Source organism: Streptomyces sp. 796.1 (assembly GCF_047525675.1).
Taxonomy (GTDB): domain Bacteria; phylum Actinomycetota; class Actinomycetes; order Streptomycetales; family Streptomycetaceae; genus Streptomyces.
Map to the genome: position 1 here is coordinate 116,006 of NZ_JBLIWA010000013.1, position 26,498 is coordinate 142,503.

At 69.7% G+C, this 26,498-nt stretch carries 21 protein-coding genes; 16 read left to right on the forward strand and 5 right to left on the reverse strand.

The genetic code is table 11. The annotated features are described in order from the left end of the window. Positions 1 to 96 precede the first annotated feature (96 nt). From ACMA1D_RS11560 to ACMA1D_RS11570, 3 genes are all read left to right on the forward strand, one after another. Positions 97 to 4,914, forward strand: coding sequence for a putative T7SS-secreted protein (locus tag ACMA1D_RS11560; RefSeq protein ID WP_414723809.1), 4,818 nt, complete (start codon positions 97 to 99; stop codon positions 4,912 to 4,914). After that, positions 4,911 to 5,645 carry a hypothetical protein gene (locus tag ACMA1D_RS11565; RefSeq protein ID WP_414723810.1) on the forward strand — a complete coding sequence of 245 codons (735 nt, stop codon included), beginning with the start codon at positions 4,911 to 4,913 and terminating at the stop codon, positions 5,643 to 5,645. The genes ACMA1D_RS11560 and ACMA1D_RS11565 overlap by 4 nt, the downstream gene beginning before the upstream one ends. A 161-nt stretch (positions 5,646 to 5,806) precedes the next feature. Further along, a complete protein-coding gene (locus ACMA1D_RS11570; protein ID WP_414723811.1) occupies positions 5,807 to 5,938 on the forward strand; it encodes a hypothetical protein in 132 nt (43 codons plus the stop codon). 698 nt (positions 5,939 to 6,636) lie between these two features. Here ACMA1D_RS11570 and ACMA1D_RS11575 read toward each other — a convergent pair. From ACMA1D_RS11575 to ACMA1D_RS11595, 5 genes are all read right to left on the reverse strand, one after another. After that, positions 6,637 to 7,722, reverse strand: a complete 1,086-nt coding sequence (locus tag ACMA1D_RS11575; protein WP_414723812.1) for a Rieske 2Fe-2S domain-containing protein — start codon at positions 7,720 to 7,722, stop codon at positions 6,637 to 6,639. A gap of 412 nt (positions 7,723 to 8,134) precedes the next feature. After that, positions 8,135 to 8,332, reverse strand: a complete 198-nt coding sequence (locus tag ACMA1D_RS11580) for a DUF397 domain-containing protein (protein ID WP_414723813.1) — start codon at positions 8,330 to 8,332, stop codon at positions 8,135 to 8,137. An 11-nt stretch (positions 8,333 to 8,343) separates the two neighbouring features. Next, complete coding sequence (locus ACMA1D_RS11585; protein WP_414723814.1) at positions 8,344 to 9,198, reverse strand: helix-turn-helix domain-containing protein; 855 nt, start codon at positions 9,196 to 9,198, stop codon at positions 8,344 to 8,346. Positions 9,199 to 9,543: 345 nt separating this feature from the next. Beyond that, positions 9,544 to 9,768, reverse strand: coding sequence for a hypothetical protein (locus tag ACMA1D_RS11590; protein ID WP_414723815.1), 225 nt, complete (start codon positions 9,766 to 9,768; stop codon positions 9,544 to 9,546). A gap of 346 nt (positions 9,769 to 10,114) precedes the next feature. Further along, complete coding sequence (locus tag ACMA1D_RS11595) at positions 10,115 to 11,029, reverse strand: C40 family peptidase (RefSeq protein ID WP_414723816.1); 915 nt, start codon at positions 11,027 to 11,029, stop codon at positions 10,115 to 10,117. A 712-nt stretch (positions 11,030 to 11,741) separates the two neighbouring features. Between ACMA1D_RS11595 and ACMA1D_RS11600 the strand changes: the two genes are divergently transcribed. The 13 genes from ACMA1D_RS11600 (at position 11,742) to ACMA1D_RS11660 (ending at position 26,493) form a co-directional block, all read left to right on the forward strand. Then, on the forward strand, positions 11,742 to 12,101 hold the full coding sequence (locus ACMA1D_RS11600) for an NADH-quinone oxidoreductase subunit A (RefSeq protein ID WP_176163433.1): 360 nt from the start codon (positions 11,742 to 11,744) through the stop codon (positions 12,099 to 12,101). A gap of 24 nt (positions 12,102 to 12,125) precedes the next feature. Next, positions 12,126 to 12,680: an NADH-quinone oxidoreductase subunit B family protein gene (locus tag ACMA1D_RS11605; protein ID WP_349991224.1), complete on the forward strand. Its 555-nt coding sequence runs from the start codon at positions 12,126 to 12,128 to the stop codon at positions 12,678 to 12,680. Next, positions 12,677 to 13,444 carry an NADH-quinone oxidoreductase subunit C gene (locus ACMA1D_RS11610; protein WP_414723817.1) on the forward strand — a complete coding sequence of 256 codons (768 nt, stop codon included), beginning with the start codon at positions 12,677 to 12,679 and terminating at the stop codon, positions 13,442 to 13,444. Before ACMA1D_RS11605 ends, ACMA1D_RS11610 begins: the two co-directional genes overlap by 4 nt. Further along, positions 13,444 to 14,814: an NADH-quinone oxidoreductase subunit D gene (locus ACMA1D_RS11615; protein ID WP_414723818.1), complete on the forward strand. Its 1,371-nt coding sequence runs from the start codon at positions 13,444 to 13,446 to the stop codon at positions 14,812 to 14,814. The genes ACMA1D_RS11610 and ACMA1D_RS11615 overlap by 1 nt, the downstream gene beginning before the upstream one ends. 26 nt (positions 14,815 to 14,840) lie before the next feature. Continuing rightward, positions 14,841 to 15,674: an NADH-quinone oxidoreductase subunit NuoE gene (gene nuoE, locus ACMA1D_RS11620; RefSeq protein ID WP_414723839.1), complete on the forward strand. Its 834-nt coding sequence runs from the start codon at positions 14,841 to 14,843 to the stop codon at positions 15,672 to 15,674. Continuing rightward, the gene (gene nuoF, locus ACMA1D_RS11625; protein WP_414723819.1) at positions 15,674 to 17,059 is read left to right on the forward strand and encodes an NADH-quinone oxidoreductase subunit NuoF; all 1,386 of its coding nucleotides are present in this window, start codon (positions 15,674 to 15,676) and stop codon (positions 17,057 to 17,059) included. Before nuoE ends, nuoF begins: the two co-directional genes overlap by 1 nt. Next, complete coding sequence (locus tag ACMA1D_RS11630) at positions 17,056 to 19,590, forward strand: NADH-quinone oxidoreductase subunit G (protein ID WP_414723820.1); 2,535 nt, start codon at positions 17,056 to 17,058, stop codon at positions 19,588 to 19,590. Before nuoF ends, ACMA1D_RS11630 begins: the two co-directional genes overlap by 4 nt. Further along, on the forward strand, positions 19,587 to 20,972 hold the full coding sequence (gene nuoH, locus ACMA1D_RS11635) for an NADH-quinone oxidoreductase subunit NuoH (protein ID WP_414723821.1): 1,386 nt from the start codon (positions 19,587 to 19,589) through the stop codon (positions 20,970 to 20,972). The genes ACMA1D_RS11630 and nuoH overlap by 4 nt, the downstream gene beginning before the upstream one ends. A 62-nt stretch (positions 20,973 to 21,034) precedes the next feature. Further along, the gene (gene nuoI / locus ACMA1D_RS11640) at positions 21,035 to 21,691 is read left to right on the forward strand and encodes an NADH-quinone oxidoreductase subunit NuoI (protein WP_414723822.1); all 657 of its coding nucleotides are present in this window, start codon (positions 21,035 to 21,037) and stop codon (positions 21,689 to 21,691) included. After that, positions 21,688 to 22,590, forward strand: a complete 903-nt coding sequence (locus ACMA1D_RS11645; protein ID WP_414723823.1) for an NADH-quinone oxidoreductase subunit J — start codon at positions 21,688 to 21,690, stop codon at positions 22,588 to 22,590. The genes nuoI and ACMA1D_RS11645 overlap by 4 nt, the downstream gene beginning before the upstream one ends. Next, positions 22,587 to 22,886, forward strand: coding sequence for an NADH-quinone oxidoreductase subunit NuoK (gene nuoK / locus ACMA1D_RS11650; protein WP_349991213.1), 300 nt, complete (start codon positions 22,587 to 22,589; stop codon positions 22,884 to 22,886). The genes ACMA1D_RS11645 and nuoK overlap by 4 nt, the downstream gene beginning before the upstream one ends. A gap of 12 nt (positions 22,887 to 22,898) precedes the next feature. Beyond that, positions 22,899 to 24,845: an NADH-quinone oxidoreductase subunit L gene (gene nuoL, locus ACMA1D_RS11655; RefSeq protein ID WP_414723824.1), complete on the forward strand. Its 1,947-nt coding sequence runs from the start codon at positions 22,899 to 22,901 to the stop codon at positions 24,843 to 24,845. 1 nt (position 24,846) lies between these two features. Beyond that, positions 24,847 to 26,493, forward strand: coding sequence for an NADH-quinone oxidoreductase subunit M (locus ACMA1D_RS11660; protein ID WP_414723825.1), 1,647 nt, complete (start codon positions 24,847 to 24,849; stop codon positions 26,491 to 26,493). Positions 26,494 to 26,498: the final 5 nt, after the last annotated feature.

The following is a 26,498-nucleotide window of genomic DNA, read 5'->3' on the forward strand; positions in this document are numbered from 1 at the left end:
GGGCGGGTGGCGGCTGCGCGCCGCGCGCTGTGCCGAGCCTCGCACGCGGTGCGGCCCGGGGGGATTGGGGGGAACGGGGGAATCGGGGGCAGATGCATGGGGATCGGTGACTTCATACCCGACGAGATCGAGGACGCCGTCGAAGAGGGCACCGAGGTCCTCGGCAAGGGCGTCGAGAACGTCGGCAACATGGCCGCCGACGGCCTGGAGAAGGTCGGCGCGGACGACGCGGCCGACTGGACCCGCAAGAACAGCAGGTCACTGGCGGACGGAATGGGCGCCGACGTCGCCGAAATGCGGCTCGACGAGACCAACGACCCGACGAAGCTGATCTACGGCAGCCCGAGCAAGCTGGCCTCCGCCGTCTCCCACCTGCGCGACTTCCAGGCGGCGTTCGAGCGGATCGGCAACGGCCTCAAGGGCCTCCAGGCGACGGACTGGCAGGGCGAGGCCGCCGGGATGTTCCAGGTGCGGATGGTGTACGAGCCGAAGAAGTGGTTCACGGCGGCCGACGCGTTCGAAAAGGCCGCGGCGGCCCTCGACCACTTCGCCGACACTGTCGCCTGGGCCCAGGGGCAGGCGCGCGATGCGCTGGTGGTGTACCAGGAGGCGAATCGCGCCACCAAGGAGGCGGTCACCACCTACAACGCGAAGGTCAAGGAGTACAACGGCGAAGCCCTCACGTACGGGCTCACGGGGAAGCGCAAGGACGGCTCACAGACGCCGCCGATGCCGCCCGGAGAGTTCGTCGACCCGGGGGACGCCGGCCGCAAGGCGGCTGACGAACAGCTCACGGAGGCACGCAAACAGCGAGACCGGGCGGCGGGGTTGGCCCGGACGGCGGTGCGTGCGGCCCGTGCCACCGCGCCCGCCAAGCCCGAGTACGGGGACCAGGTCCGCAGTGGAATGCAGGGCGTGAATCTGTCCCTCTCGCACGGGTTCAACGGGATCATCCGGGGCGGGTCCAACGCCATCGCTTTCGGACGCGGCCTGAACGTCTTGGACCCGTACAACCAGGCCCACCCCGAGGAGTTCGCCACCAATCTCAACGCCACGGCCAACGGCCTGGCCCAGATGGCCAAGGACCCCATGGGCACGGCCGACCAGATGCTCCAGGACTTCAAGAAGGACCCGGAGGAGGGGTTCGGCCGGCTGATCGCGGAGGTCGGGGGCCCCAAGGGGGCGGGGCTCGCGAAGTCCGGTGCGCGCCGGGGGGCTGGCGCCGGGCGACATGGGCGGCCCGGCGCCGCCCGCCGTGACCTGGACCGCGACGGCGCGCCCGGCCACGGACGGCGTGATGGGCAGCGCACCACCGACCACACCGACCCCATCGACCTGGGCACGGGCAAGATGTTCCTGCCCCAGACCGATGTGAGCCTGCCGGGTGCGCTGCCGCTGACCTTCACCCGGCGGGTCGAGTCCGGCTACAGCGCGGGGCGGTGGTTTGGACCTTCCTGGTCGAGCACGGTCGACCAACGGTTGGAGATCGACGCCAGGGGCGTAGTGCTCGTCGGAGACGACGGCCTACTCCTCGCGTACCCGCACCCGGCCCCCGGCGTCCCCACCCTGCCGCAGGCCGGCCCACGCTGGCCGCTGGAGCGCACGCCCGAAGGCCACTACACGGTCACCGACCCGGAACGCGGCCACGTACGCCACTACGCGGGCCCGGAGCCGAGCGGCTTGGACGGAACGGTCCTACTGCACCGGATCAGCGACCGTAACGGCAACGTCCTCACCTTCTCCTATGACGCGCACGGCGCACCGACCGACATCGAGCACAGCGCGGGCTACCACCTCCGGATCACCACCGATGGCGCCCGGGTCACCGCCCTCCACCTGGTGGCAGGCGCCACGGACGGCGCAGACGCGTCACTCCTGCGCTACGGGTACACCGACGGCGACCTCACCGAGGTCACCAACTCCTCGGGTCTACCACTGCGGTTCGACTACGACGACGAGCACCGCGTCATCGCCTGGACCGACACCAACGGCAGCCGCTACGACTACGTCTACGACAACCGGCACCGCTGCATCGCCGAGGGTGGCGAGGCAGGTCACGTCGCCATCCGCATCGATTACGACGGCCGCGACGAGGCCACCGGCCACCGCGTCACCACCGTCAGTACCCGGGCCGGTCACAGCTTCCGCTACCTGGTCAACGACGCCCAACAGATCGTGGCCGAGACCGACCCGCTGGGCCACACCACCCACCACGAACTCGACCGGCACGACCGGCCGCTGAGCCACACGGACGCCCTCGGCCGAGTGACCCACCTCCGCTACGACACGGCGGGCCGCTTGATATCGGTGCTCCGCCCCGACGGCCGCGAGACGACCGTCGACTACAACGACCTCGGCCTGCCGACGACACTCACCGGACCGGACGGCGCCACCTGGCAGCACGCGTACGACACCCGGGGCAATCGCACCGCCGTCACGGACCCGGCCGGCCACACCACCCTCTTCACGCACGACGGACAGGGCCACCTCACGTCGGTGACCGACCCGCTGGGCGCGACCACCCGGGTGCGGTGCGACGCGGCCGGCCTCCCCATCGAGATCACCGACCCACTCGGCGCGACCACCCACTACACCCGCGATGCCTTCGGCCGCCCCATCGTCCTCACCAACCCGCTGGGCGCCACCACCCACCTGAGCTGGACCATCGAGGGACAGCTCATCCGCCACACCGACCCCAACGGTGCCGTACAGACCTGGACGTACGACGGCGAGGGCAACCGCGTCAGCCACACGGACGCGGCCGGTGGCACGACGACATACGAATACACCCACTTCGACCTCCTCGCGGCCAAGACCGGCCCGGACGGCGTGCGCTACGCATTCGAGTACGACGGCCAACTGCGCCTCAGCCAGGTCACCAACCCACAGGGTCTGGTCTGGAGTTACGTTTACGACCCGGCAGGCCGACTGACTTCGGAAACCGACTTCGACGGCCGTTCCACCCACTACGAGCACGACCCGACCGGCGCGGTCATCAGCCGCACCAACGCCCTCGGCCAAACCGTCCGCCTGGACCGCGACGAACTGGGCCGCATCGCCCGCAAGGACGCGGGTGACGCCGGGGTCACGACATTCGAGCACGACGCTGCCGGCCGCCTCCTCGCGGCCGTCGGCCCCGGCGCCGAGGTGCGCTACCAGCGGGACCGGCTGGGCCGGATCAAGGCGGAACTGGTCAACGGCCGCGTCCTGACCCAGACCCTGGACGCGCTCGGCCGCCGCACCGGCCGCACCACCCCCAGCGGCGCCCGCTCGACGTACGCCTACGACGCGGCCGGCAACCGCACCCGCCTTACGACGTCGGGGCGCACGATGGCCTTCGCGTACGACCCGACGGGCCGCGAGGTGACCCGCACCACCGATGCGCTCACCCTCGCCCACGCCTGGGACCCGGCCGGCCGCCTCGTGGAACAACTCCTGACGACGGACGCGGCGGCCGGTACGCCCGGGGCGGGCGGGGCCGGCCTCGGGCCCGCGGGCGGTGTCGGCATCGGTCCGGTGGGTGGTGTGCCTGGGGTCGGCGCCACCGGGGCGGGCCAGCAGACGGGCCCGGCCGCCGTCCCGCGAACACGCCGCCGCCGCTACACCTACCGCCCCGACGGCCACCTCACCACCCTCACCGACTCAGCCACGGGCACCAGCCACTTCGACCTCACCCCGACGGGCCGGGTGACGGCGGTCCGTGCGGACGACTGGACGGAGACCTACGCCTACGACGCGGCCGGCAACCAGACCGACGCCACCTGGCCCGACGACCACGCGGCCCCCGAGGCCCGCGGCGACCGCATGTACACCGGCACCCGCATCACCCGCGCGGGTCACGTCCGTTACGAACACGACGCCGCCGGCCGCATCATCCTGCGTCAACGCACCCGCCTCTCCCGCAAGCCCGACACCTGGCGCTACGCCTGGGACCCCGAGGACCGCCTCACCGACCTGACCACCCCCGACGGCACCCGCTGGCGCTACACGTACGACCCGCTGGGCCGTCGCATCGCCAAGGAGCGCCTGGCCGCCGACGGCGAAACAGTCGCGGAACGCGTTGACTTCACCTACGACGGCGGCACCCTGGTCGAACAGACCACGACGACCCTGGGCATCCCACCCTCGGACAACTCGGCCCCAGACGGGCCGCCCTCGGTCCCGCCCCACCCGGTCACCCTGACCTGGAACCACGCCGGCCTGACCCCGATATCCCAAACCGAGCGCATCACTGACGCCACGACCCAGCGTGAGATAGATGCCCGCTTCTTCGCCATCGTCACCGATCTCGTCGGCACCCCAACGGAACTCATCGCCGAATCCGGCGAAACCGCCTGGCACTCCCGCACCACCCTCTGGGGCACCACCACCTGGCCCCGCACCAGCCCCGCCTACACCCCTCTTCGCTTCCCCGGCCAGTACTTCGACCCCGAATCGGGCCTCCACTACAACGTCTTCCGCTACTACGACCCTGGCATCGGCCGCTACTTATCCCCGGACTCACTGGGGCTGGCGCCGGCGCCGAATCCGGTTGCTTATGTGGATAACCCGCGGATGTGGAGTGATCCGTGGGGGTTGGCGCCGTATTCAGACTCATACAGGGTGGCCCAAGGAGTTGACCATCAACTTCGGGAAGCTGAAGGCGGTAAGAAGAATCACTATCTTGACGGAATCGGTGATGATGACTGGAAACTGGAAGACTATCTAATGAGCCAGTTGAAGGCTGACGCTGACTACGTGGACAGTCGAACGGGAAAGGAAATTATTATAGATCGAAATAGACGTGATGCCGACGGTGATCCAGTGGTTATAATTCGAGGGGATGAAATGATTCATGCCTATCATGTGAGCGAAGCGGACATTTTTCGCTACACATCAGGGGCTACGCCGAATTGGAGCCGACCTCAGCAGTGACCAAAAAAAGTTTTCCAGGATATGATGTCGAGCTCGGCAGAAGGGGGGAGGCGTACATCTACCCACGCCCAATTCCTGGTGAGCTGCTCAGTTTGCGCCGCATCGTGCGAGCGGTGGACTGGCCGGTGAGGGTTTCATTGCGTGATTCGAAGGTCGGTGCGCTTGATGCACTCTGCGAGTGGCAATGTATGCGAGGTATTGCCTACCTAAAAATGCTCGCGAACGCTACGGCCTCGGCCCGTCTGGTCCAAGACATCTCCCAGCGCCCACACCCTCAAGCCATACGAGAGGGGGAGCACTTGGAGCTAATTGGCAGGTTGCGGAGTGTTGCGCAAGAAGCGCCCACTGATGTACTGAATGAAATTCTTCGTGCCTGCGCACTGCTTCATTCTGGTGGGCCGTACGGGATGTTTGTCGTGGCAGTCGGTTTGACGGCGGATTCCGATCCGGAACTGCGCGAAGGAATGGAAAGATCCGCCGCGCTGAGCGTGCAGTGGTCGGCGACGCCCGAGATCCAGGCGAGTCTTTCGGCGGCTGGTTCTGTCAACAATCTCATCGGGGCGTGGCTGAAGTGGTCGGAACGCGATGCGGCTGACCGCGATCGCGACCGCGTCAGAAACAGCGACATCGGTTCTCACCCTGCGCACCCCCTGCCCGCCGTCGAGGATCTCCCAGAGTGGCTACGCCCGTTCCTTGTGAAAGTCCTCGATGCTAACGCCCATGCAGAGTAGCGTGCGTGCGGGTGCTCTCCGCAAGGGGGCGCCGATATGGAAGATCGGCGGAATATGGTGAACCTTGGGTGGGATAACTCGCGCGAAGGCGCCAGGTGCTGGAGCGTTAAGCCGGGCGGCGATCATCACTTCTTCTATGAGGCGGGATAGAATTGACCAGCGTGGAGGATATTCTTCGTGCCGGCGGCCTTGAGGTGCTTGGATCCGCCGATGAGGGCACGTCGCCAGCAGTCCTCGAAGCGATTTCGGCTGTGGCGAACATTCAAGTTGTGCCCAATGCGCGAATTCCCTGAGAGGTCGAGAATGAACGTGCCGAGATCCGCAGGCTGTGGATGGCATGGGCTCGGACATCTGGAATCATCGCTGTCGATGGGTCATTTCTTGGGGCGGGCAGCATGGAGCGCGGATGGCTCCGGGTGCGCCTCACGTCGCACACTGACATTCCACGGATGATGTGCGACTACGACGGTATTGAATTTTTAGGACGCGCGGCTGGCGGTCGTCAGGTTTGTGCTGGAATGGGCGAGGAGTGCGACTTCTGGTTCGCTGTCAAAACGGTTGACCGGCGCTGAAGGAAGCTCAGCCGCGGTGGTGCTGCTGGCCAAAAGGCAGGGCGTATCCCGCAGGGCCCAGCCCCACCACTGCGCTCGACGATTCCACCCAGAAACAGCACCACGGTGATCACGTACCCCCCGTCGCGCAGATACGTGTATGTGACCGTGGCTGGGGCGTCATCGGCAGCCAGGTGCCAGCCGTTCAAACACCGCTCCCGGCCAGGGCCTTCGGCCCCGTGCGAGCAGCCCGTCCACGCGACGCGACGCGCACCGCCAGGAGGCAATCGCCCACCCCGCCTCGATACTCCGCCCCGCCACCCCACCCCAAGAACGCCCAAGGGCCGCCGCTCCCTCCAGGGGGGAAAGCGGCGGCCCTTCGGATTACACATTGCCTCAAATAGCCCAGAAGGCTCCGTAGGGCTCAGGCAGCACACACGTCATACGCGTGCCGCGGCAATGCCGCCCGTGCCGCCCGCCCCCAGCGGCACGCTGTAGAACTGCCGGGCCCACCGTCGGTAGTTCATGATCGGCCCGTCGCCCTTGGCCAGGCGTGGCCGCTCCAGATACGCCTTGTGCGCCCAGACCGGGAAGTCCTTGCTGAAGTCGAACGAGCCGACCCAGGCCAGCGGCCGGGACAACGCGCTGGTCAGGGCCCTGGCCGCGGGCCCGGCGCCGAACCGGTCGACGCGGAGCGTGCCCGAGACGTACATCTCCACATGGGTCGGGCTCACCGGCGTGGCGGTCAGCACCGTACGGATGTGGCAGCCGATCTTCGGCACCTCGACGGCGGTGTAGACGATGCCGAGGCCCTGCACCCGTACCGAGAGTTCCGGCGCGGCGCCCGACACCCAGGCCGCACCGCCGCCTCCGGCCGGCAGGATGCGGAACCGGGTCCGGAAGGACTCCGCGTCGAACGACGGCTCGTCCAGCACGTCCCCCACCGTCCCGTGGACGGGTGTCAGATGCCCGAAGTCCACGATGTTCTCCATCACGTCCTGCGGGTGGTCGCGCAGCAGATGCCACTTGCCGTACGGCTTCGGGTACGCCGCATCCGCCGGCCACGGCTCGACCTCCCAGCTCGGCGGGGCGTCACCGGCATGCCGCCAGACGTAGACCAGCCCGTCCACCTCGCGGCAGTGCAGCGTCCCGAGGCGCGCCTTGGGCGGCGGCGCGCTGCCGTAGCCGGTGGCGACACAGCCGCCGTCCGGCGCGAACGCGAAGTGGTGGAACGGGCAGACGAGGTCTTCCCCGCGCACCGTGCCCCCGTGGCCCAGATGCGCCCCGAGGTGCGGACAGAAGGGACGTACGGCGCACAGCCGCCCGCTACGGGTGCGGTAGAGGACCACGTCGTCCCCCATCAGTCGGCGCGTCACCACCGCACCGCGCCCGACCTCCGCACTCGTCCCGAGCGCGAACCAGCCGTCGGGGTACGGCAGCCGCGGCGTCCGCTCCGCCCGCGCCGGCCCGAGCCTCCTGAACCGTGCTTCTCGTCGCCGCGCCGCCCCACTCCATGGCTGCTGCACCCGTCTCACCCATCTCGCTCGCCCCATGGGCCCCTCAGCTCCCGCCGGCTGACCGTTCGGCCGTCCGTTCCCGGCGGCCCGCACGTCCCGCCCGCGGCGGCCCTCGTCCCCGCGAGCGTTCCGAACGGCACCGGCCGACCGGGGCGTTGTCCCGCCGGCTCACCGAAATGCGTGAACGGTGACGCATGGGTGAGCGAGCGCGCGACGGGCGCGTTCGAGGGGCGGGGGACGGGAACGGGGTCCGGGCCGCGGGGCGCGGTCGCGGGGGGCGAGCGGTCGACCGCGGACTTTCCGTCGCCTGGCGCGGCCCACGCGGGGCATACGGGACATACGGGGCGCGCGGGGCGTGCGAAAGGCCCCCCGAACCCGCCGTGTACGACGGTATTCGAGGGGCCTTTCGACGATCAGCGGTTCATCGCCGGGCGAGGTGGTCCCAGGCTCCGGTCTGAATGTGTCGGGTGAAGGCGCCGAACCTGCTCCGGCTGGTCAGCATGACCCGATCCGGGGCGTCGCTCTCGCGGAGTGCAATGAAGTCGCCGAACTCGGCGATTTCAACGCACTCCTCGCCTCCGGCGCCGGAGAACGAGGATTTCTGCCACTTCGGTTCCATGTCTGGCATTCTCACAGTTCTCGTGCGATGTGATGGATGAGGTGCCGTGACTCCGTCATGTCGAGCGAAGCCGCTACGGCATTGTCGAGCAGTGCCCCGTACCTTTTGAGTTCCATACGGGCTCCGAGAAAGAGACCACCCAGCACGCTGTCTATGCGTATGGTGTCTAGCTCGGGCACTGGCCCCGCCGCATAGAGCACCGACTGTGTCGCCTCGATGAAGTCCTCGCAGGTGAACGGTATGACGCGGATGGCCACCCCGGGCCGGTCGGTCGCCTCGATGAGCGCTTCCAACTGTGCTCTGGCCACCTGTCGGCCACCAAAGCGCATACGCAGCGCCGCCTCGTGGATGATCGCCTCGAACGGGGGTGGATCGGTGCGCTCCAAAATGCCACGCCGGCGCATTCGGTGCGCGACTCGGATGTTCAGTTCATCGGCGCTGAGGGTCGGAATGTGGCCGCTACAGACGGCCCGCGCGTACTCCTCGGTCTGGAATACGCCGGGCAGCGTCACGGAATGCATTGTGCGCAGCGCCGTGGCATGGTGTTCGAGTTCCGCGATGTCCAGGAAGCCGGGCGCGAGCACATTGCGGTACTCATCCCACCAGTATTGGCCACGGTGTTCCCTGGCGATGGCGCACAATGCGTCAAGCAGTGTCTCGTCGGCGCCCCCGTAGAACGCGGCCAGCCGCCTGATGCGCTCCTCGGACACCCCGATCTTGCCCGCCTCTATGTGGCTGATCTTCGCCTGGTCCGTGGACAGGTGGCCGGCCGCCTCGCGCGCCGTCTTGCCTGCTGCGTCGCGTAACTTCCGTAGCTCAGCACCCAATCGCACCTGGCGTGCGGTCGGGTTCTCCCTCGCTGGCATGGCACCTTCCCCAGTTCTGATCGAAGCCCTGGGCGTACCGTGCCATGCTTCCCCACATCCCCACCAGCCGAGTTAACGACCTTGCTACGGGGCAGAGTTGGCACCCTGGCGGAACCGCGCCCACCCCGAACCGGCAGCCACCTCACCCGTTCCACCAGCACCACGTCTCACAGCAGTCACACCCGCCCCGTCGCGTGGCGCGACCGGGACGCCGGGCCGAGGCCGTGGCCGTGCGACGGGCTGGAGACGGCATCGCGCACGAGGAGACGTGCGAGCGCTTGGGGAAACGAGCCGGGCGTAACGAGCCGGGAGTGCGGAACCCCCGCCCCGACGGCTGCTGCCCCCTCACCGGTGGTACTTGTGCAGATCCTCCGTCGTCAGCCCGAACGTGCTCCGCACGTTGATCGAGCTGTAGCTGGCCCGGGCGCCGCTCGCCTGTTCCCTGCGGGCCTGTTCGATGCGGAGTTCGTCCGCCGACTCGCCGCGCACCCCGCCGCGGCGGCGCAGCTTGATGGTCAGGCCCACGACCGTGCCGATCATTCCGCCCACGAACAACATCACAGTGATCACGTCGTCCCCCGTGTCCTCGATGCGTGTACCTCACAGTAACCGCAGAGGTCTGCCGGACGGGGCGATCCGGGCCGGCCGGCGCCCCGGGCCGGCCGGCGCCCCGGGCCGGGCGTGCGGGTGGCCGCGTCCGGGCGGGCAGGGCGCTCTTCGGCCACGGTGGCCGACCGTGCCGCGTTCGCGCCTCCTCGCGGGCGTACGGGGCCGTTTCGGCGCAACGCGAAGGGCCGGCGCCCTCCCCAAGGAGAGCGCCGGCCCTTCGCGTACACCCGCGCACGACGGCGCCACCCGCACTCGACGCGCGCGAGCGCTGCGTACGAGGGGGAGTCAGGCGCCCGGTGGGGTCAGGTCAGAGGACCCGGACCGCGCCCGTCGGCATGTCGTAGCTCATGCTGCGCTGGACCACGCCGGTGTTGGAGTTCTGGGCGCCGATGAACTGGCCGCCGCCGATGTAGACCGCCACGTGGTAGGCGCTGCCCGCGCTGCCCCAGTAGAGGATGTCGCCGGGCTGGAGGTTGCTCAGCGAGACCTGGGTGCCGGTGACGGACTGGTCCTGCGAGACGCGCGGCAGGTTGATGTTGACCTGGCGGAAGGCCATGCTCGTCAGGCCGGAGCAGTCGTACGAGGACGGGCCCATCGCGCCGGGCACGTACGCCTTGCCGACCTGCGCCTTGAGGAAGGCGATCACCGTGGCCGCGTTGCCGCTGCCCGTCGAGGTGGACGGGGCCTGCGTCTGCGAGGTGGCCGGGGTGCTGGAGGAGGACGGGGCGTCGGAGCTGTTGCCCGTGCTCGCCGTGCTCGTCGAGCTGGCGGTGCTGGTCGCGCTGTTGGTGCTGAGCGTGGTGCGCTCGGAGGTGCGGGAGGCGCGTTCGCGGGCCTCCTCCGCGGCGGCGGCGCGCTTGGCGGCGGCGCGCTCGGCGCGCTCCTTCGCCTCCTTGGCCTTGCGGTCGGCCTCGGACTTGGCCTTCTTCGCCTCGGCGCGCGCCTTGTCGGCGGCCTGCTCCTGCTGGTCCTGGAGCTGGTAGCCGTGTGCGGCCTGCGCGGTGGCGTCGGCGGACTGGGCCGCGGTCAGCGCCAGGTCGGCGGTGAACGTGGGCAGTTCCTGCGTGGTCTCGGCCGCGGTGGGCTCGGCCGCGGAGGCCGAGACGGCAGTTCCGGCCACCGTGAGCGTGAGGAGGCCACCGGTCACCCCTGCGCGAAGTGCCCGCGAAGAAGCGGAGCGACGGGGCTTCCGGTGGCTGGGTATGTGAGCGGTCTGGGACATGGGAACAACGGCTATCAGTATGCAGAGGTTGACCACAACAAACGTGGCGCTCGCCACAATTGACGTGCGCACGCCTAGATTTCGGCCAAGTTGATCTTGAAGGCCCTCGGTTGCCGCCTGTCCGATTTTCGCGATCATGCGCATACGCATGGCTTTTGACGGTCAACAGACTTCCCGGGCGCGCCTATCACCATCGGGTGATGGCTGCCAAGGGTCGCCGCGGAATCGAGATCTCGAACGAGTGACGATGTGTCACACGTCACACCGTGGCCCCTCGTGAATGGAGGCGCGAGCCGACGATCTTCGGCCGCGCCGCGGGGCGTTGCGCGCCGAGCGCCTCCGCCGTGACCCCTATATCAGGTCGTACGATTCGTGGCCAATTTGCATGCATGTACCACTCCTTGGTAGTGCAGGCCCGTCCTGACCAGCGGTAACACCCTTGATTATCACCATTGGTGATCGCTCGACCGCTTCCCGTGGAAGGGTCACCGCTCATCCGACTTCATGATCGTTCGTCAGGTGGTGGAGATCACAAACTCGGTCCCGCACCCCGTGTCGCAGATCACAAGGTGGCAGGCATAGGATGCAGGCGAATCGGGCTTGTGAACTGCCTCACATGTTCGCGATCTTTTGGGCAGTGAGCGCGCCCGACGCAGCCCTCCCCCGCCGGGGGAGCCCAGCAGTCATCGTCGACTGAGAGGAGCGAGGAGCGGTGAACGCCTATGCGCCCATCCTCGTACTAGGAGCCCTCGGGGCAGGCTTTGCGATCTTCTCCGTGGTGGCGGCCACGATCATCGGCCCCAAGCGCTACAACCGGGCGAAGCTCGAAGCCTACGAGTGCGGCATCGAGCCGACCCCGCAGCCGGCCGGCGGCGGGCGTTTCCCCATCAAGTACTACCTGACGGCGATGCTCTTCATCGTCTTCGACATCGAGATCGTCTTCCTATATCCCTGGGCCGTCACCTTCGACGCGCTCGGCTTGTTCGGGCTCGTGGAGATGCTCCTCTTCGTGCTCACCGTCTTCGTCGCGTACGCCTACGTCTGGCGCCGCGGCGGCCTGGAATGGGACTAACGGAAGCGGGAGGAGCGACAAGCCATGGGTATCGAAGAGAAACTGCCGAGCGGTTTCCTGCTCACGACCGTGGAGAGCGCCGCAGGGTGGGTCCGTAAGTCCTCGGTCTTCCCGGCCACCTTCGGCCTCGCCTGCTGTGCGATCGAGATGATGACCACCGGAGCCGGCCGCTACGACCTCGCCAGGTTCGGCATGGAGGTCTTCCGCGGCTCGCCCCGGCAGGCCGACCTGATGATCGTCGCCGGCCGGGTCAGCCAGAAGATGGCGCCCGTGCTGCGGCAGGTCTACGACCAGATGCCGAACCCCAAGTGGGTGATCTCGATGGGCGTGTGCGCCTCGTCCGGCGGGATGTTCAACAACTACGCCATCGTGCAGGGCGTCGACCACATCGTCCCGGTCGACATCTACCTGCCCGGCTGCCCGCCCCGGCCCGAGATGCTGCTCGACGCCATCCTCAAGCTCCACCAGAAGATCCAGGGCGGCAAGCTCGGCGTCAACCGCGAGCAGGCCGCGCGCGAGGCGGAGGAAGCGGCGCGCAACGCGCTCCCGCTGATCGAGATGAAGGGGCTGCTGCGGTGAGCGAGCACAGCGGGCCGACCGGCACCAACCCCGACCAGGACGTGAACGCCAACAACCTGCCCGGCCAGCGCGGCGACGGTGGCGAGGTCATCGGCACCAGGCGCGGCATGTTCGGCGCCAACAACGGCGGCGACACCACCGGCTACGGCGGCCTGGTGCGCACCGTGCGGCTGCCGGGCGCGGCCAGTCGCCCCTACGGCGGGCCGGACGGCGCCACCGGGTACGGCGTCTTCGACGAGATCGCCGACGAACTCGAAGGCGCACTCGACGAGCAGGGACTGCTCCCGGAGAACGCCATCGAGAAGACCGTGGTGGACCGCGGCGAGCTGACCTTCCACATCGCCCGCGAGCACCTGCCGCGCGTCGCCCGTACGCTCCGCGACGACCCGGCGCTCCGCTTCGAGCTGTGCACCGGCGTCAGCGGCGTGCACTTCCCCGGCGACACCGGCCGTGAGCTGCACGCCGTCTACCACCTGCGTTCGCTCACCCACAACCGGTTGATCCGCCTTGAGGTGAGCGCCCCCGACCGGGACCCCCACGTGCCCTCGATCGTCGACGTCTATCCGACCAACGACTGGCACGAGCGCGAGGCGTACGACTTCTTCGGCCTCATCTTCGACGGCCACCCCGCCCTCACGCGGATCATGATGCCCGACGACTGGCAGGGCTTCCCGCAGCGCAAGGACTACCCGCTCGGCGGCATCCCCGTCGAGTACAAGGGCGCGCAGATCCCGGCTCCCGACCAGCGGAGGTCGTACAGCTAATGAGCACCTCGCACGCCCACCCCACGTCAGGGCCGGCCCCGGCCGATGCCGAGCCGTCCTCGTCGGCGCCGCGCGAGACCACCGAGGGCACCGTCTACACGGTCACCGGTGGCGACTGGGACGAGATCGCCGCCGCCGCGGCCCGTACCGACGACGAGCGGATCATCGTCAACATGGGTCCGCAGCACCCCTCCACGCACGGCGTGCTGCGGCTGATCCTGGAGATCGACGGCGAGACGGTCACCGAGGCCCGCTGCGGCATCGGCTACCTGCACACCGGCATCGAGAAGAACCTGGAGTTCCGCACCTGGACCCAGGGCACCACCTTCGTGACCCGCATGGACTACCTGACCTCGTTCTACAACGAGGCCGCGTACTGCCTGGCGGTGGAGAAGCTGCTCGGCATCGAGGACCAGATCCCCGACCGGGCCTCGGTGATCCGGGTGCTGCTCATGGAGCTCAACCGGCTCTCCTCACACCTGGTGTGCATCGCCACCGGCGGCATGGAACTCGGCGCCACCACGGTCATGGTCTACGGCTTCCGCGACCGCGAAATGATCCTGGACGCCTACGAGTTGATCACCGGGCTGCGCATGAACCACGCGTTCATCCGCCCCGGCGGCCTCGCCCAGGACCTGCCGCCCGGCGCCGTCGAGCACCTGCGGGAACTGCTGAAGAAGCTCCGCAAGAACCTCCCGCAGTACGACAAGCTCGCCACCGGCAACCCGGTCTACAAGGCCCGCCTCCAGGACATCGGCTACCTGGACCTGGCCGGCTGCATGGCGCTCGGCGTCACCGGACCGGTGCTGCGCTCCGCGGGACTCCCGCACGACCTGCGCAAGACGCAGCCGTACAGCGGTTACGAGAACTACGAGTTCGACGTCCCCACCGTGGACACCTGCGACGCCTACGGCCGGTTCCTGATCCGGGTCGAGGAGATGCACCAGTCGCTGCGCATCGTCGAACAGTGCCTGGACCGGCTGGAACCGGGCCCCGTGATGGTCGGCGACAAGAAGATCGCCTGGCCCGCGCAGCTCGCCCTCGGCCCGGACGGGCTCGGCAACTCGCTGGACCACATCAAGAAGATCATGGGCACCTCGATGGAGGCCCTGATCCACCACTTCAAGCTGGTCACCGAGGGCTTCCGGGTCCCGCCGGGCCAGGCGTACGCGGCCGTCGAGTCGCCCAAGGGCGAACTGGGCGTGCACGCCGTCAGCGACGGCGGCACCCGCCCCTACCGGGTCCACTTCAGGGACCCCTCCTTCACCAACCTCCAGGCCATGGCGGCGATGTGCGAGGGCGGCCAGGTCGCCGACGTCATCGTGGCCGTGGCGTCCCTCGACCCCGTGATGGGAGGCGTCGACCGGTGAGCGGTGCACATGACGTAGCGCTGGGCATGCCCCAGTTGCCGGCCCCCGACTACCCGGCCGAGGTACGGGCCAGGCTGGCGGCCGACGCCGCGGAGGTGATCGCCCGCTACCCCGACAGCCGCTCCGCGCTGCTGCCCCTGCTGCACCTGGTGCAGTCCGAGGAAGGGCACGTCAGCCGCACCGGCGTGCGGTTCTGCGCCGAGGTCCTGGAGCTGACCACCGCCGAGGTCACCGCGGTCGCCACCTTCTACTCCATGTACCGGCGCAAGCCCAGCGGCGACTACCAGGTCGGGGTCTGCACCAACACGCTGTGCGCGGTGCTCGGCGGCGACGCGATCTTCGAGGCGCTCCAGGAGCACCTGGGCGTCGGCAACAACGAGACCACCGGCGACGGCAAGGTCACCCTCGAACACATCGAGTGCAACGCCGCTTGCGACTTCGCCCCCGTCGTCATGGTCAACTGGGAGTTCTTCGACGGTCAGACCGTCGAGTCGGCCAAGGCCCTCGTCGACGACCTGCGCGCCGGCCGCACCGTGCACCCCACCCGGGGCGCGCCGCTGTGCACGTACAAGGAGACGGCGCGCATCCTGGCCGGCTTCCCCGACGAGCGGCCCGGCGCGGTGGCGGCCAGCGGTGGCGCGGGCCCCGCCTCGCTGGTCGGGCTCAAGCTCGCCAAGGGCGAGGCGGCTCCCGGCAAGGTCGTCGCCCCGCGCGGCGAGCGCGCCCCCACCGAGCCGGCCCCGCCCGGCCCCGGCCAGCAGGCGCCCGAGTCCCACCCCAGCTCGCACGACGCGCCGCGGCCCACCGCCGCATCCGACCCCAACCACCCCACAGGGCCCGTGGCCGAGGAGGGGGAGTGATGACCGTGTCCACCGAAACCGGCGGCACAGCCCAGCCCGACACCGGCGGCGCGAGCCCCGAGAAGCTGCTCGCCCCGGTGCTCTCCGCGCTCTGGGACGAACCCGAGTCCTGGACGCTGGAGACCTACCGGCGCTACGAGGGGTACGAGGGACTGCGCAAGGCGCTGGCCATGCCACCCGACGACGTCATCGCGTACGTGAAGGAGTCGGGGCTGCGCGGGCGCGGCGGTGCCGGCTTCCCCACCGGGATGAAGTGGCAGTTCATCCCGCAGGGCGACGGCAAGCCGCACTACCTGGTCGTCAACGCCGACGAGTCCGAACCCGGCACCTGCAAGGACATCCCCCTCCTCTTCGCCAATCCGCACGCGCTGATCGAAGGCATGATCATCGCCTGCTACGCCATCCGCTCCCAGCACGCCTTCATCTACCTCCGCGGCGAGGTCGTCCCCGTGCTGCGGCGGCTGCACGAGGCCGTGCGCGAGGCATACGCGGCCGGCTACCTCGGCCGTGACGTCCTCGGCAGCGGGCTCGACCTCGACATCACGGTGCACGCCGGCGCCGGGGCGTACATCTGCGGTGAAGAGACCGCGCTGCTCGACTCGCTCGAAGGACGTCGCGGCCAACCCCGGCTCCGGCCGCCCTTCCCGGCCGTCGCGGGCCTGTACGCGTGCCCCACCGTGGTGAACAACGTCGAATCCATCGCGTCCGTTCCCGCGATCCTGAACAAGGGCAAGGACTGGTTCAGGTCGATGGGCAGCGAGAAGTCGCCCGGCTTCACGCTCTACTCGCTCTCCGGCCACGTCGCCCGCCCCGGCCAGTACGAGGCGCCGCTCGGCATCACGCTGCGCCAACTCCTCGACCTGAGCGGCGGCATCCGCCCCGGCCACCGACTGAAGTTCTGGACCCCGGGCGGCTCCTCCACACCGCTGCTCACCGACGAGCACCTGGACGTCCCGCTGGACTACGAGGGCGTCGGCGCCGCCGGCTCCATGCTCGGCACCAAGGCCCTCCAGTGCTTCGACGAGACGACCTGCGTGGTGCGCGCCGTCACCCGCTGGACCGAGTTCTACGCGCACGAGTCCTGCGGCAAGTGCACGCCCTGCCGCGAAGGCACGTACTGGCTCGTCCAGTTGCTGCGCGACATCGAGGCCGGCAAGGGCCGCGCCGAGGACCTCGACAAGCTCCAGGACATCGCCGACAACATCAACGGCAAGTCCTTCTGCGCCCTCGGCGACGGCGCCGCGAGCCCCATCTTCTCCTCGCTCAAGTACTTCCGCGAGGAGTACGAGCAGCACCTCGGCGGCCGGGGCTGCCCCTTCGACCCGGCCAGGTCCGTGGCCTGGGCCGACGACCACACCAACGCCCACCTGGAGGTGAACGCGTGACCGTCACGACCACGGGAGCCAGCAGTGGTTCCACCGCGGGCCCCTCCTCCGGCGGCGCTGCGGCGGTGCCGCCCGAGGACCTGGTCTCCCTGACCATCGACGGCGCCCCGATCAGCGTGCCCAAGGGCACCCTGGTCATCCGCGCGGCCGAACTCCTCGGCATCGAGATCCCGCGCTTCTGCGACCATCCGCTGCTCGACCCGGCGGGCGCCTGCCGGCAGTGCATCGTGGAGGTCGAGGGCCAGCGCAAGCCGATGGCCTCCTGCACCATCACCTGCACCGACGGCATGGTCGTCAAGTCGCAGCTCAGCTCGCCGGTGGCGGAGAAGGCCCAGCGCGGCGTGATGGAACTGCTGCTCATCAACCACCCGCTGGACTGCCCGGTCTGCGACAAGGGCGGCGAGTGCCCGCTCCAGAACCAGGCCATGTCCACCGGCGACCCGGAGAGCCGGTTCGAGGGGCAGAAGCGCACCTTCGCCAAGCCGGTGCCCATCTCCACCCAGGTGCTGCTCGACCGCGAGCGCTGCGTGCTGTGCGCCCGCTGCACCCGCTTCTCGAACCAGATCGCCGGCGACCCGATGATCGAACTCGTCGAGCGCGGCGCACTCCAGCAGGTCGGCACCGGCGAGGGCGACCCCTTCCAGTCGTACTTCTCCGGCAACACCATCCAGATCTGCCCGGTGGGCGCGCTGACCTCGGCCGCCTACCGGTTCCGCTCCCGCCCCTTCGACCTGGTCTCGTCGCCCAGCGTCTGCGAGCACTGCGCCGGCGGCTGCGCCACCCGCACCGACCACCGGCGCGGCAAGGTCATGCGGCGGCTGGCCGCCAACGACCCCGAGGTCAACGAGGAGTGGATCTGCGACAAGGGCCGGTTCGCCTTCCGGTACGCGCAGCGGCCCGACCGGCTCACCACCCCGCTGGTGCGCAACGCCGACAGCGGCGAACTTGAGCCGGCGAGCTGGCCCGAGGCGCTGGCGGCGGCGGCCAGCGGACTGATCGGGGCGCGCGGCCGGGCCGGCGTGCTGGCCGGTGGCCGGCTGACCGTCGAAGACGCGTACGCCTACGCCAAGTTCGCCCGGGTCGCGCTCGACACCAACGACGTGGACTTCCGGGCCAGGGCGCACAGCGGCGAGGAGGCCGACTTCCTCGCCGCGCAGGTCGCCGGCCGCGGGCGGGACCTGGACGGCCGGGGTCTGACCAACGCGACCCTGGAGGCGGCGCCGGCCGTACTGCTGGTCGGGTTCGAGGCCGAGGAGGAGGCGCCCGGGGTCTTCCTGCGGCTGCGCAAGGCCCACCGCAAGCACGGGCAGCGCACCTTCGGCCTCGCCCCGTACGCCACCCGCGGACTCACCAAGGCCGGCGGCACGCTGCTGCCCGCCGCGCCCGGCACCGAGACCGAGTGGCTGGACGCACTGGCCGGCGGCGTCGGCCTGGACGAGGCGGGGCAGCGGGCGGCCGACGCGCTGCGCGCCGACGGCGCCGCCATCGTGGTCGGCGAGCGCCTGGCGACCGTGCCCGGCGCGCTCACCGCCGCCGTCCGGCTGGCCACCGCCACCGGCGCCACCCTGGCCTGGATCCCGCGCCGGGCCGGCGAACGCGGCGCCATCGAGGCCGGCGCGCTGCCCGGGCTGCTGCCCGGCGGCCGGCCCGCAACGAGCCCGCGCGCCCGCGAGGAGGTCGCCGAGGTGTGGCGGCTGCGGGAGCTGCCGGCCCGGCACGGGCGCGACACCACACAGATCATCGAGGCCGCCGCGGACGGCGAACTCGGCGCGCTGCTCGTCGGCGGCGTCGAGGTGGCCGACCTGCCGGACCCGGCCCGCGCGCTGGCCGCGCTGGACGCGGTGCCGTTCCTGGTCAGCCTGGAGCAGCGGCCCTCCGAGGTCACCGACCGGGCGGACGTGGTGCTGCCGGTGGCGGCCGTCGTCGAGAAGTCCGGCACCTTCCTCAACTGGGAGGGGCGGGCCAGGCCGTTCGAGGCCGCGGTCAAGCCCGACCAGATGGTGCGCCGCCACGTCCAGCCCGACGGCCGGGTGCTGCACATGCTCGCCGACGCGCTGGACGCGCCGATCGCCCTGCCCGACGTGCGCGCCGCGCGCCGCGAACTCGACCGGCTCGGCGGCTGGGACGCGGCACAGACCGCCGTCACCACCCCGACGGCGCCGGTCGGCGCGTCGCTGCCGCGCCCGGAAGCAGGTCAAGCGGTGCTCGCCGGCCATCGGCTGCTGCTCGACCAGGGCCGGCTCCAGGACGGCGACGAGGCGCTGGCCGGCACCCGGCACGCCGCGGTGGCCCGGCTGTCCGCCGCGACCGCCGCCGAGGCCGGTGCCCGCGACGGGCAGCCGCTGCTGGTGCGCGGCCCGGCCGGCACGGTGACGCTGCCGCTGGTGGTCACGGACATGCCCGATCGCGTGGTGTGGCTGCCGCTCCAGTCGGTCGGCGGCGGCGCCCAGCGTGATCTGGGCGTACGCACCGGCGAGTTGGTCTCGATCGCCGCGGCCCCGCCGCAGCCCGGCACGGAGGTGGAGGGATGAACGGCATCGCCACTGGCGCATACGCCGACCTGCCGAATCTCGCGGCAGAGGACCTGTCGATGTTCGGGAACGACCCGTGGTGGCTGGTGGTCATCAAGGCGGTCTTCTGCTTCGCGTTCCTGATGGTGACCGTGCTGATCTCCATCGTGATGGAGCGCAAGGTCGTCGCCTGGATGCAACTGCGCATCGGCCCCAACCGGCACGGTCCGTGGGGCATGTTGCAGTCCCTCGCGGACGGCGTGAAGCTGATGCTCAAGGAAGACATCATCGTCAAGCGGGCGGACAAGGCGGTCTACGTACTCGCCCCGATCGTCTCCGCGATCCCCGCCTTCATGGCTGTGGCCGTCATCCCGTTCGGCCCGGCCGGCAACGAGATCTCCATCTTCGGCGAGCGCACCACGATGCAGCTCACCGACCTGCCGATCGCCGTCCTGTACATCCTGGCCACCGCATCGGTCGGGATCTACGGCATCGTGCTGGCCGGCTGGTCGTCCGGCTCGACCTACCCGCTGCTCGGCGGGCTCCGCTCGTGCGCCCAGATGATCAGCTACGAGATCGCGATGGGCCTGGCGTTCGCCGCGGTCTTCCTGCACTCGGGGTCGATGTCCACCTCGGCCATCGTCGAGTCGCAGCAGGACCGGTGGTACGCGCTCCTGCTGCCGGTCTCCTTCATCATCTACATCATCGCGATGGTCGGCGAGACCAACCGGGCCCCGTTCGACATGCCCGAGTCCGAGGGCGACCTGGTCGGCGGCTTCAACACCGAGTACTCGTCCATCAAGTTCGCGATGTTCATGCTCGCCGAGTACATCAACATGGTCACCGTCTCGATGGTGGCGGTCACCCTCTTCCTCGGCGGCTGGCGGGCCCCGTACCCGATCAGCACAGTCTGGGAGGGCGCCAACCACGGCTGGTGGCCGATGCTCTGGTTCACCGGGAAGCTGGTCGTGCTGCTCTTCGGCTTCGTCTGGCTGCGGGCGACGCTGCCGCGGGTGCGCTACGACCAGTTCATGAAGCTGGGCTGGAAGGTCCTCATCCCCGTCTCCATGGTGTGGCTGATGCTGGTCGCCACGGTGCGGGCGCTGCGCAACGAGGACTACGAGTTCCAGGACATCGTGCTGTACGTCGGCGGCGCCGTCCTCGCGCTGCTCCTGCTCTCCTTCGTCTGGGACGTGTACCGCGACCGGGAGGAGCAGCGCGCCGCCGAACAGGCCCCGCCAGAACCCGCCTTCGACCCGCTGGCCGGCGGATTCCCCGTACCGCCGCTGCCCGGGCAGACCCTGCCGCCCGTACCACGACGCCGGCCGCGCCACGAGCGCGAGCTCATTGTCAGTGGTGGGGGAGACACTGTCAGTGACGGAAAGGAGGCGGGCGGTGCCTGACGTTCAGGAGGCAGTCCCCCGGGGGGCGACCCCCGTACCCCCGGCGCAGGAGGAGGCCGACCGTGCCTGACTTCCAGAATCCGGTGGCCGGCTTCGGCGTGACCTTCCAGGCCATGTTCAAGAAGCGGCTGACCGAGCAGTATCCCGAGCAGAAGAAGCCCACGCAGCCCCGCTTCCACGGCCGCCACCAGCTCAACCGGCACCCGGACGGGCTGGAGAAGTGCATCGGCTGCGAGCTGTGCGCCTGGGCCTGCCCGGCCGACGCGATCTACGTGGAGGGCGCGGACAACACCGAGGAGGAGCGCTACTCCCCGGGCGAGCGGTACGGCCGCGTCTACCAGATCAACTACCTGCGCTGCATCCTGTGCGGCCTGTGCGTCGAGGCGTGCCCGACCCGGGCGCTGACCATGACGAACGAGTACGAACTGGCCGACCGGACCCGCGAGTCGCTCATCTACACCAAGGAAGAGCTGCTCGCCGGCCTCCAGGAGGGCATGGTCGAATCGCCGCACTCGATCTTCCCCGGCACCGACGAGCAGGACTACTACCGCGGCCTGGTCACCGAGGCCGCGCCCGGCACGGTGCGGCAGGTCGCGGTCAGCAAGGGCGAGCGGCCGGCGGACGCGGACCCGGGCGCGGAGCCGGCGGGCGGCGCATCCGCCGAGGCCGGGTCCGCCGACGGCCGCGCGGCCGAGCAGCACAAGGGGGCCACGGCGTGAGCACACTGGCCGCGGCGGCCTCCACCACCTCCACCGGCGAGGCCGTCCAGTTCTGGATCCTGGGCACCGTCGCCGTGCTCGGCGCACTCGCCACCATCCTGCTGAAGAAGGCGGTGCACTCCGCCCTCTCGCTCGCCGGGACCATGATCATCCTGGCGGTCTTCTACCTCGCCAACGGCGCGTACTTCCTCGGCGTCGTGCAGATCGTCGTCTACACCGGCGCGATCATGATGCTCTTCCTCTTCGTCGTGATGCTCGTCGGCGTCACCGCGGCCGACTCCGTCAAGGAGACGATCAAGGGGCAGCGGTGGCTGGCCGCCGGCTGCGGCCTCGGCTTCGGCATCCTGCTGGTCGCCGGCATCGGCAACGCCTCGCTGAAGACCTCGCAGGGGCTCGGCCAGGCCAACGCCGGCGGCAACGTCGAGGGCCTGGCCGAGCTCATCTTCACCAAGTACGTCTTCGCGTTCGAGATCACCGGCGCCCTGCTGATCACCGCGGCGGTCGGCGCGATGGTGCTCACCCACCGCGAGCGCACCGAACGCGCCAAGACCCAGCGCGAGTTGGCGACCCACCGGATCCGCGAGGGCCGCCAGCTCACCCCGCTGCCCGCGCCCGGCGTCTACGCCAGGCACAACGCGGTGGACGTCCCCGGCCTGCTGCCCGACGGCACCCCGTCCGAGCAGACGGTCAACGCCACGCTGCGCGGCCGGGGCCAGATCCGCGACGTGTCCGGCGCCGCGCTGGCCGAGCTCGCCGCACTGGAACAGCGCTCCGAGGAGTGGCTTGAGCGCTCCGGGGACGCCGAGGGCGGCCCGACCGGTGCGCGCACACCGTCCGCCCGCAACGGGTCGGCCGCCTCGGCCGCCGACCCGGCCAGGGCCGAGGAGGAGGTCAAATGAACCCGGTCAACTACCTCTACCTGGCCGCCCTGTTGTTCACCATCGGCGCGACGGGGGTGCTGATCCGGCGGAACGCGATCGTCGTGTTCATGTGCATCGAGCTGATGCTGAACGCCTGCAACCTGGCGTTCGTCACCTTCTCCCGGATGCACGGCAACCTCGACGGACAGATCGTGGCCTTCTTCACGATGGTCGTCGCCGCGGCCGAGGTCGTCATCGGCCTCGCGATCATCGTGTCGATCTTCCGCTCCCGCCACTCGGCCTCGGTCGACGACGCCAGCCTGATGAAGCTGTAAGGGGTAGCGACAGTGGAGAACCTCATCGGATGGCTCATCGCGGCGCCACTGATCGGCGCGGGCGTGCTGCTGTGCGGCGGCAAGCGGCTGGACCGCGTCGGCCACTGGCTCGGCACCCTGCTCGCCGCGGCCTCCTTCGCCATCGGCGCGCTGCTCTTCTTCGACATGCTGGGCGAGGACGAGCACCACCGGGCCATGCACCAGCACCTCTTCAGTTGGATCCCGGTCGAGGGCTTCCAGGCGGACGTCGCCTTCCAGCTCGACCAGTTGTCGATGACCTTCGTCCTGCTGATCACGGGCGTGGGCACGCTGATCCACCTGTACTCGATCGGCTACATGGAGCACGACGAGCGGCGCCGGCGCTTCTTCGGCTACCTCAACCTGTTCCTCGCGGCGATGCTGCTGCTCGTCCTCGCCGACAACTACCTGCTGCTGTACGTCGGTTGGGAGGGCGTCGGCCTCGCCTCGTACCTGCTGATCGGCTTCTGGCAGCACAAGCCGAGCGCGGCCACGGCGGCCAAGAAGGCGTTCCTGGTCAACCGGGTCGGCGACGTCGGCCTGTCCATCGCGATCATGCTGATGTTCACCACCTTCGGCACCTTCGCCTTCGGGCCGGTGCTGGCGGCGACCGGTGAGACCGGTGAGGGCAAGCTGACCGCGATCGGGCTGATGCTGCTGCTCGCGGCGTGCGGCAAGTCGGCGCAGGTGCCGCTCCAGTCCTGGCTGGGGGACGCGATGGAGGGCCCGACCCCGGTCTCGGCCCTCATCCACGCCGCCACCATGGTCACCGCCGGCGTCTACCTGATCACCCGCTCCGGCGCGATCTTCAACGCCGCGCCCGACGCGCAGACCGCGGTGGTCACCGTCGGCGCGGTCACGCTGATCTTCGGTGCCATCGTCGGTTGCGCCAAGGACGACATCAAGAAGGCCCTGGCCGGCTCGACCATGTCGCAGATCGGGTACATGATCCTGGCCGCCGGCCTCGGCCCCATCGGCTACGTCTTCGCGATCATGCACCTGGTCACGCACGGCTTCTTCAAGGCCGGCCTCTTCCTCGGCGCGGGTTCCGTGATGCACGGGATGAACGACGAGGTCGACATGCGCAAGTACGGCGGCCTGCGGAAGTACATGCCGGTCACCTTCATCACCTTCGGCCTCGGCTATCTGGCGATCATCGGCTTCCCCGGTCTGTCCGGCTTCTTCTCCAAGGACAAGATCATCGAGGCGGCGTTCGCCAAGGGCGGCACCGAGGGCTGGATCCTGGGCGGCACGGCCCTGCTCGGCGCGGCCATCACCGCGTACTACATGACCCGCGTGATGCTGCTGACCTTCTTCGGCGAGGAGCGCTGGCGCAAGACGGCGACCCCATCGCCCGCCGCGCCCGGCGTCGAGCCGGCCGCCGAGACCCGCGGCGAGCACGCCGAGCCGCACCCGCACGAGTCGCCCAAGTCGATGACCATCCCCATGATCGTGCTGGCCTTCGGCTCGGTCTTCGCGGGTGGCCTGTTCAGCGTCGGCGACCGGTTCGTGCACTGGCTGGAGCCGGTCACCGGGCACGACCACGGCGACTCGCCGCTGAGCGCGACCACCGTCACGGCCGCCACGGTCGCGGTGCTCGTCGTCGGCGTCGCGCTCGCCTGGGCGCAGTACGGGCGCAAGCCGGTCCCGCGGGTCGCCCCGCGCGGCTCGCTGCTCACCCGCGCCGCCCGCCGCGACCTGCTCCAGGACGACTTCAACCACGTGGTCCTGGTGCGCGGCGGGGAGCACCTGACGCGCAGCCTGGTCTACGTCGACCACAAGCTGGTGGACGGCGTCGTGAACGGCACGGCGGCCTCGGTCGGCGGACTGTCCGGGCGGCTGCGGCGGATGCAGAACGGCTTCGCGCGCAGTTACGCGGTCTCGATGTTCGGCGGTACGGCGGTCCTGATCGCCGCGACCCTGCTGATGAGGGCGGTCTGACATGTCATTTCCCCTGCTGACGGCCACGGCCGTGGTGCCGGCGGCCGGCGCCATCGTCACCGCCGCCGTGCCCGCCGCGCAGCGCACCGCGGCCAAGTGGGTGGCCCTGCTGTTCTCGCTGGCCACTCTGGCGTTCGCGGCGGCCACCCTGGTCCGCTTCGACCCGGACAGCAACGACACCTACCAACTCACCGAGTCGCACGCCTGGATCGCGGACTTCGGCGTGCGGTACGAACTCGGGGTGGACGGCATCGGGGTGGTGCTGGTCGCGCTCACCGCGCTGCTCATCCCGTTCGTGATGCTCGCCGGGTGGCACGACGCGGACCCGCCGGAGCCGGCCGCAGGCGCTGGCGCCGCCGCGGAGGCCGATTCCATCAGCCACGGCCGGTGGCGCCCCACCCAGGGCTTCTTCGCGCTGATCCTGCTGGTCGAGGCGATGGTGATCCTCTCCTTCGAGGCCACCGACGTCTTCCTGTTCTACGTCTTCTTCGAAGCCATGCTGATCCCGATGTACTTCCTCATCGGCGGCTTCGGCGACCGGGCCGGCGCGCTGTCGGAGAGCGAGACGGCCACCCAGCGCAGCTACGCGGCGGTCAAGTTCCTGCTGTACAACCTGGCGGGCGGGCTGATCATGCTGGCCGCCGTCATCGGTCTGTACGCGGTCACCGCCGACGACCTGGGCAGCGGCACCTTCTCGCTGCAACAGATCGCGGAGGCCCGGGCCAGCGGCGAACTGTCCATCTCCACCAACACCGAACGGCTGCTGTTCCTCGGCTTCTTCTTCGCCTTCGCGGTGAAGGCCCCGCTGTGGCCGCTGCACACCTGGCTGCCGAACGCGATGGGCGAATCCACCGCGCCGGTCGCCGTGCTGATCACCGCGGTGGTCGACAAGGTCGGCACGTTCGCGATGCTCCGCTTCTGCCTCCAGCTCTTCCCGGAGGCCAGCAAGTGGGCCACGCCGGTGATCCTGGTGCTGGCGGTGATCAGCATCCTGTACGGGGCGCTGCTCGCGGTCGGCCAGCGGGACATCAAGCGGCTGGTGGCGTACGCCTCGATCTCGCACTTCGGCTTCATCATCATGGGCATCTTCGCGATGACCAGCCAGGGCCAGAGCGGCGCGACGCTGTACATGCTCAACCACGGGATCTCCACGGCCGCCCTGCTGTTGGTCGCCGGCTTCCTGATCAGTCGGCGCGGCTCGCGGCTGATCGCCGACTACGGCGGGGTGCAGAAGGTGGCCCCGGTCCTCGCCGGCACCTTCCTGATCGGCGGCCTGGCGACCCTGTCGCTACCGGGGCTCGCCCCGTTCGTCAGCGAGTTCCTGGTGCTGGTCGGCACCTTCAGCCGCTATCCGGCGATCGGCATCATCGCCACCGTCGGCATCGTGCTCGCCGCGCTGTACGTACTGGTCCTCTACCAGCGCACGATGACGGGCCCGGTCAAGGCCGGCGTGGAGAACATGCCCGACCTGAAGGCGCGCGAGCTGACCGTGGTGGTCCCGCTGATCGCCCTGCTGGTCTTCCTCGGCGTCTACCCGAAGCCGATCACCGAGATGGTCGACCCGGCCGTGGGCCACACCCTCTCCGTGGTCGACAAGCAGGACCCCAAGCCCGATGTCCCCGCACATGAGGTGGAGGCCGCGAAGTGAGCGCC

Coding starts and splice junctions, on each gene's coding strand:
- ACMA1D_RS11560 (WP_414723809.1), top strand. CDS start 97: ATGGGGATCGGTGACTTCATACCCGACGAGATCGAGGACGCCGTCGAA.
- ACMA1D_RS11580 (WP_414723813.1), bottom strand. CDS start 8,332: ATGGAACCGAAGTGGCAGAAATCCTCGTTCTCCGGCGCCGGAGGCGAG.
- ACMA1D_RS11585 (WP_414723814.1), bottom strand. CDS start 9,198: ATGCCAGCGAGGGAGAACCCGACCGCACGCCAGGTGCGATTGGGTGCT.
- ACMA1D_RS11595 (WP_414723816.1), bottom strand. CDS start 11,029: ATGTCCCAGACCGCTCACATACCCAGCCACCGGAAGCCCCGTCGCTCC.
- ACMA1D_RS11605 (WP_349991224.1), top strand. CDS start 12,126: ATGGGTATCGAAGAGAAACTGCCGAGCGGTTTCCTGCTCACGACCGTG.
- ACMA1D_RS11615 (WP_414723818.1), top strand. CDS start 13,444: ATGAGCACCTCGCACGCCCACCCCACGTCAGGGCCGGCCCCGGCCGAT.
- nuoE (WP_414723839.1), top strand. CDS start 14,841: ATGCCCCAGTTGCCGGCCCCCGACTACCCGGCCGAGGTACGGGCCAGG.
- nuoF (WP_414723819.1), top strand. CDS start 15,674: ATGACCGTGTCCACCGAAACCGGCGGCACAGCCCAGCCCGACACCGGC.
- nuoH (WP_414723821.1), top strand. CDS start 19,587: ATGAACGGCATCGCCACTGGCGCATACGCCGACCTGCCGAATCTCGCG.
- nuoK (WP_349991213.1), top strand. CDS start 22,587: ATGAACCCGGTCAACTACCTCTACCTGGCCGCCCTGTTGTTCACCATC.
- ACMA1D_RS11660 (WP_414723825.1), top strand. CDS start 24,847: ATGTCATTTCCCCTGCTGACGGCCACGGCCGTGGTGCCGGCGGCCGGC.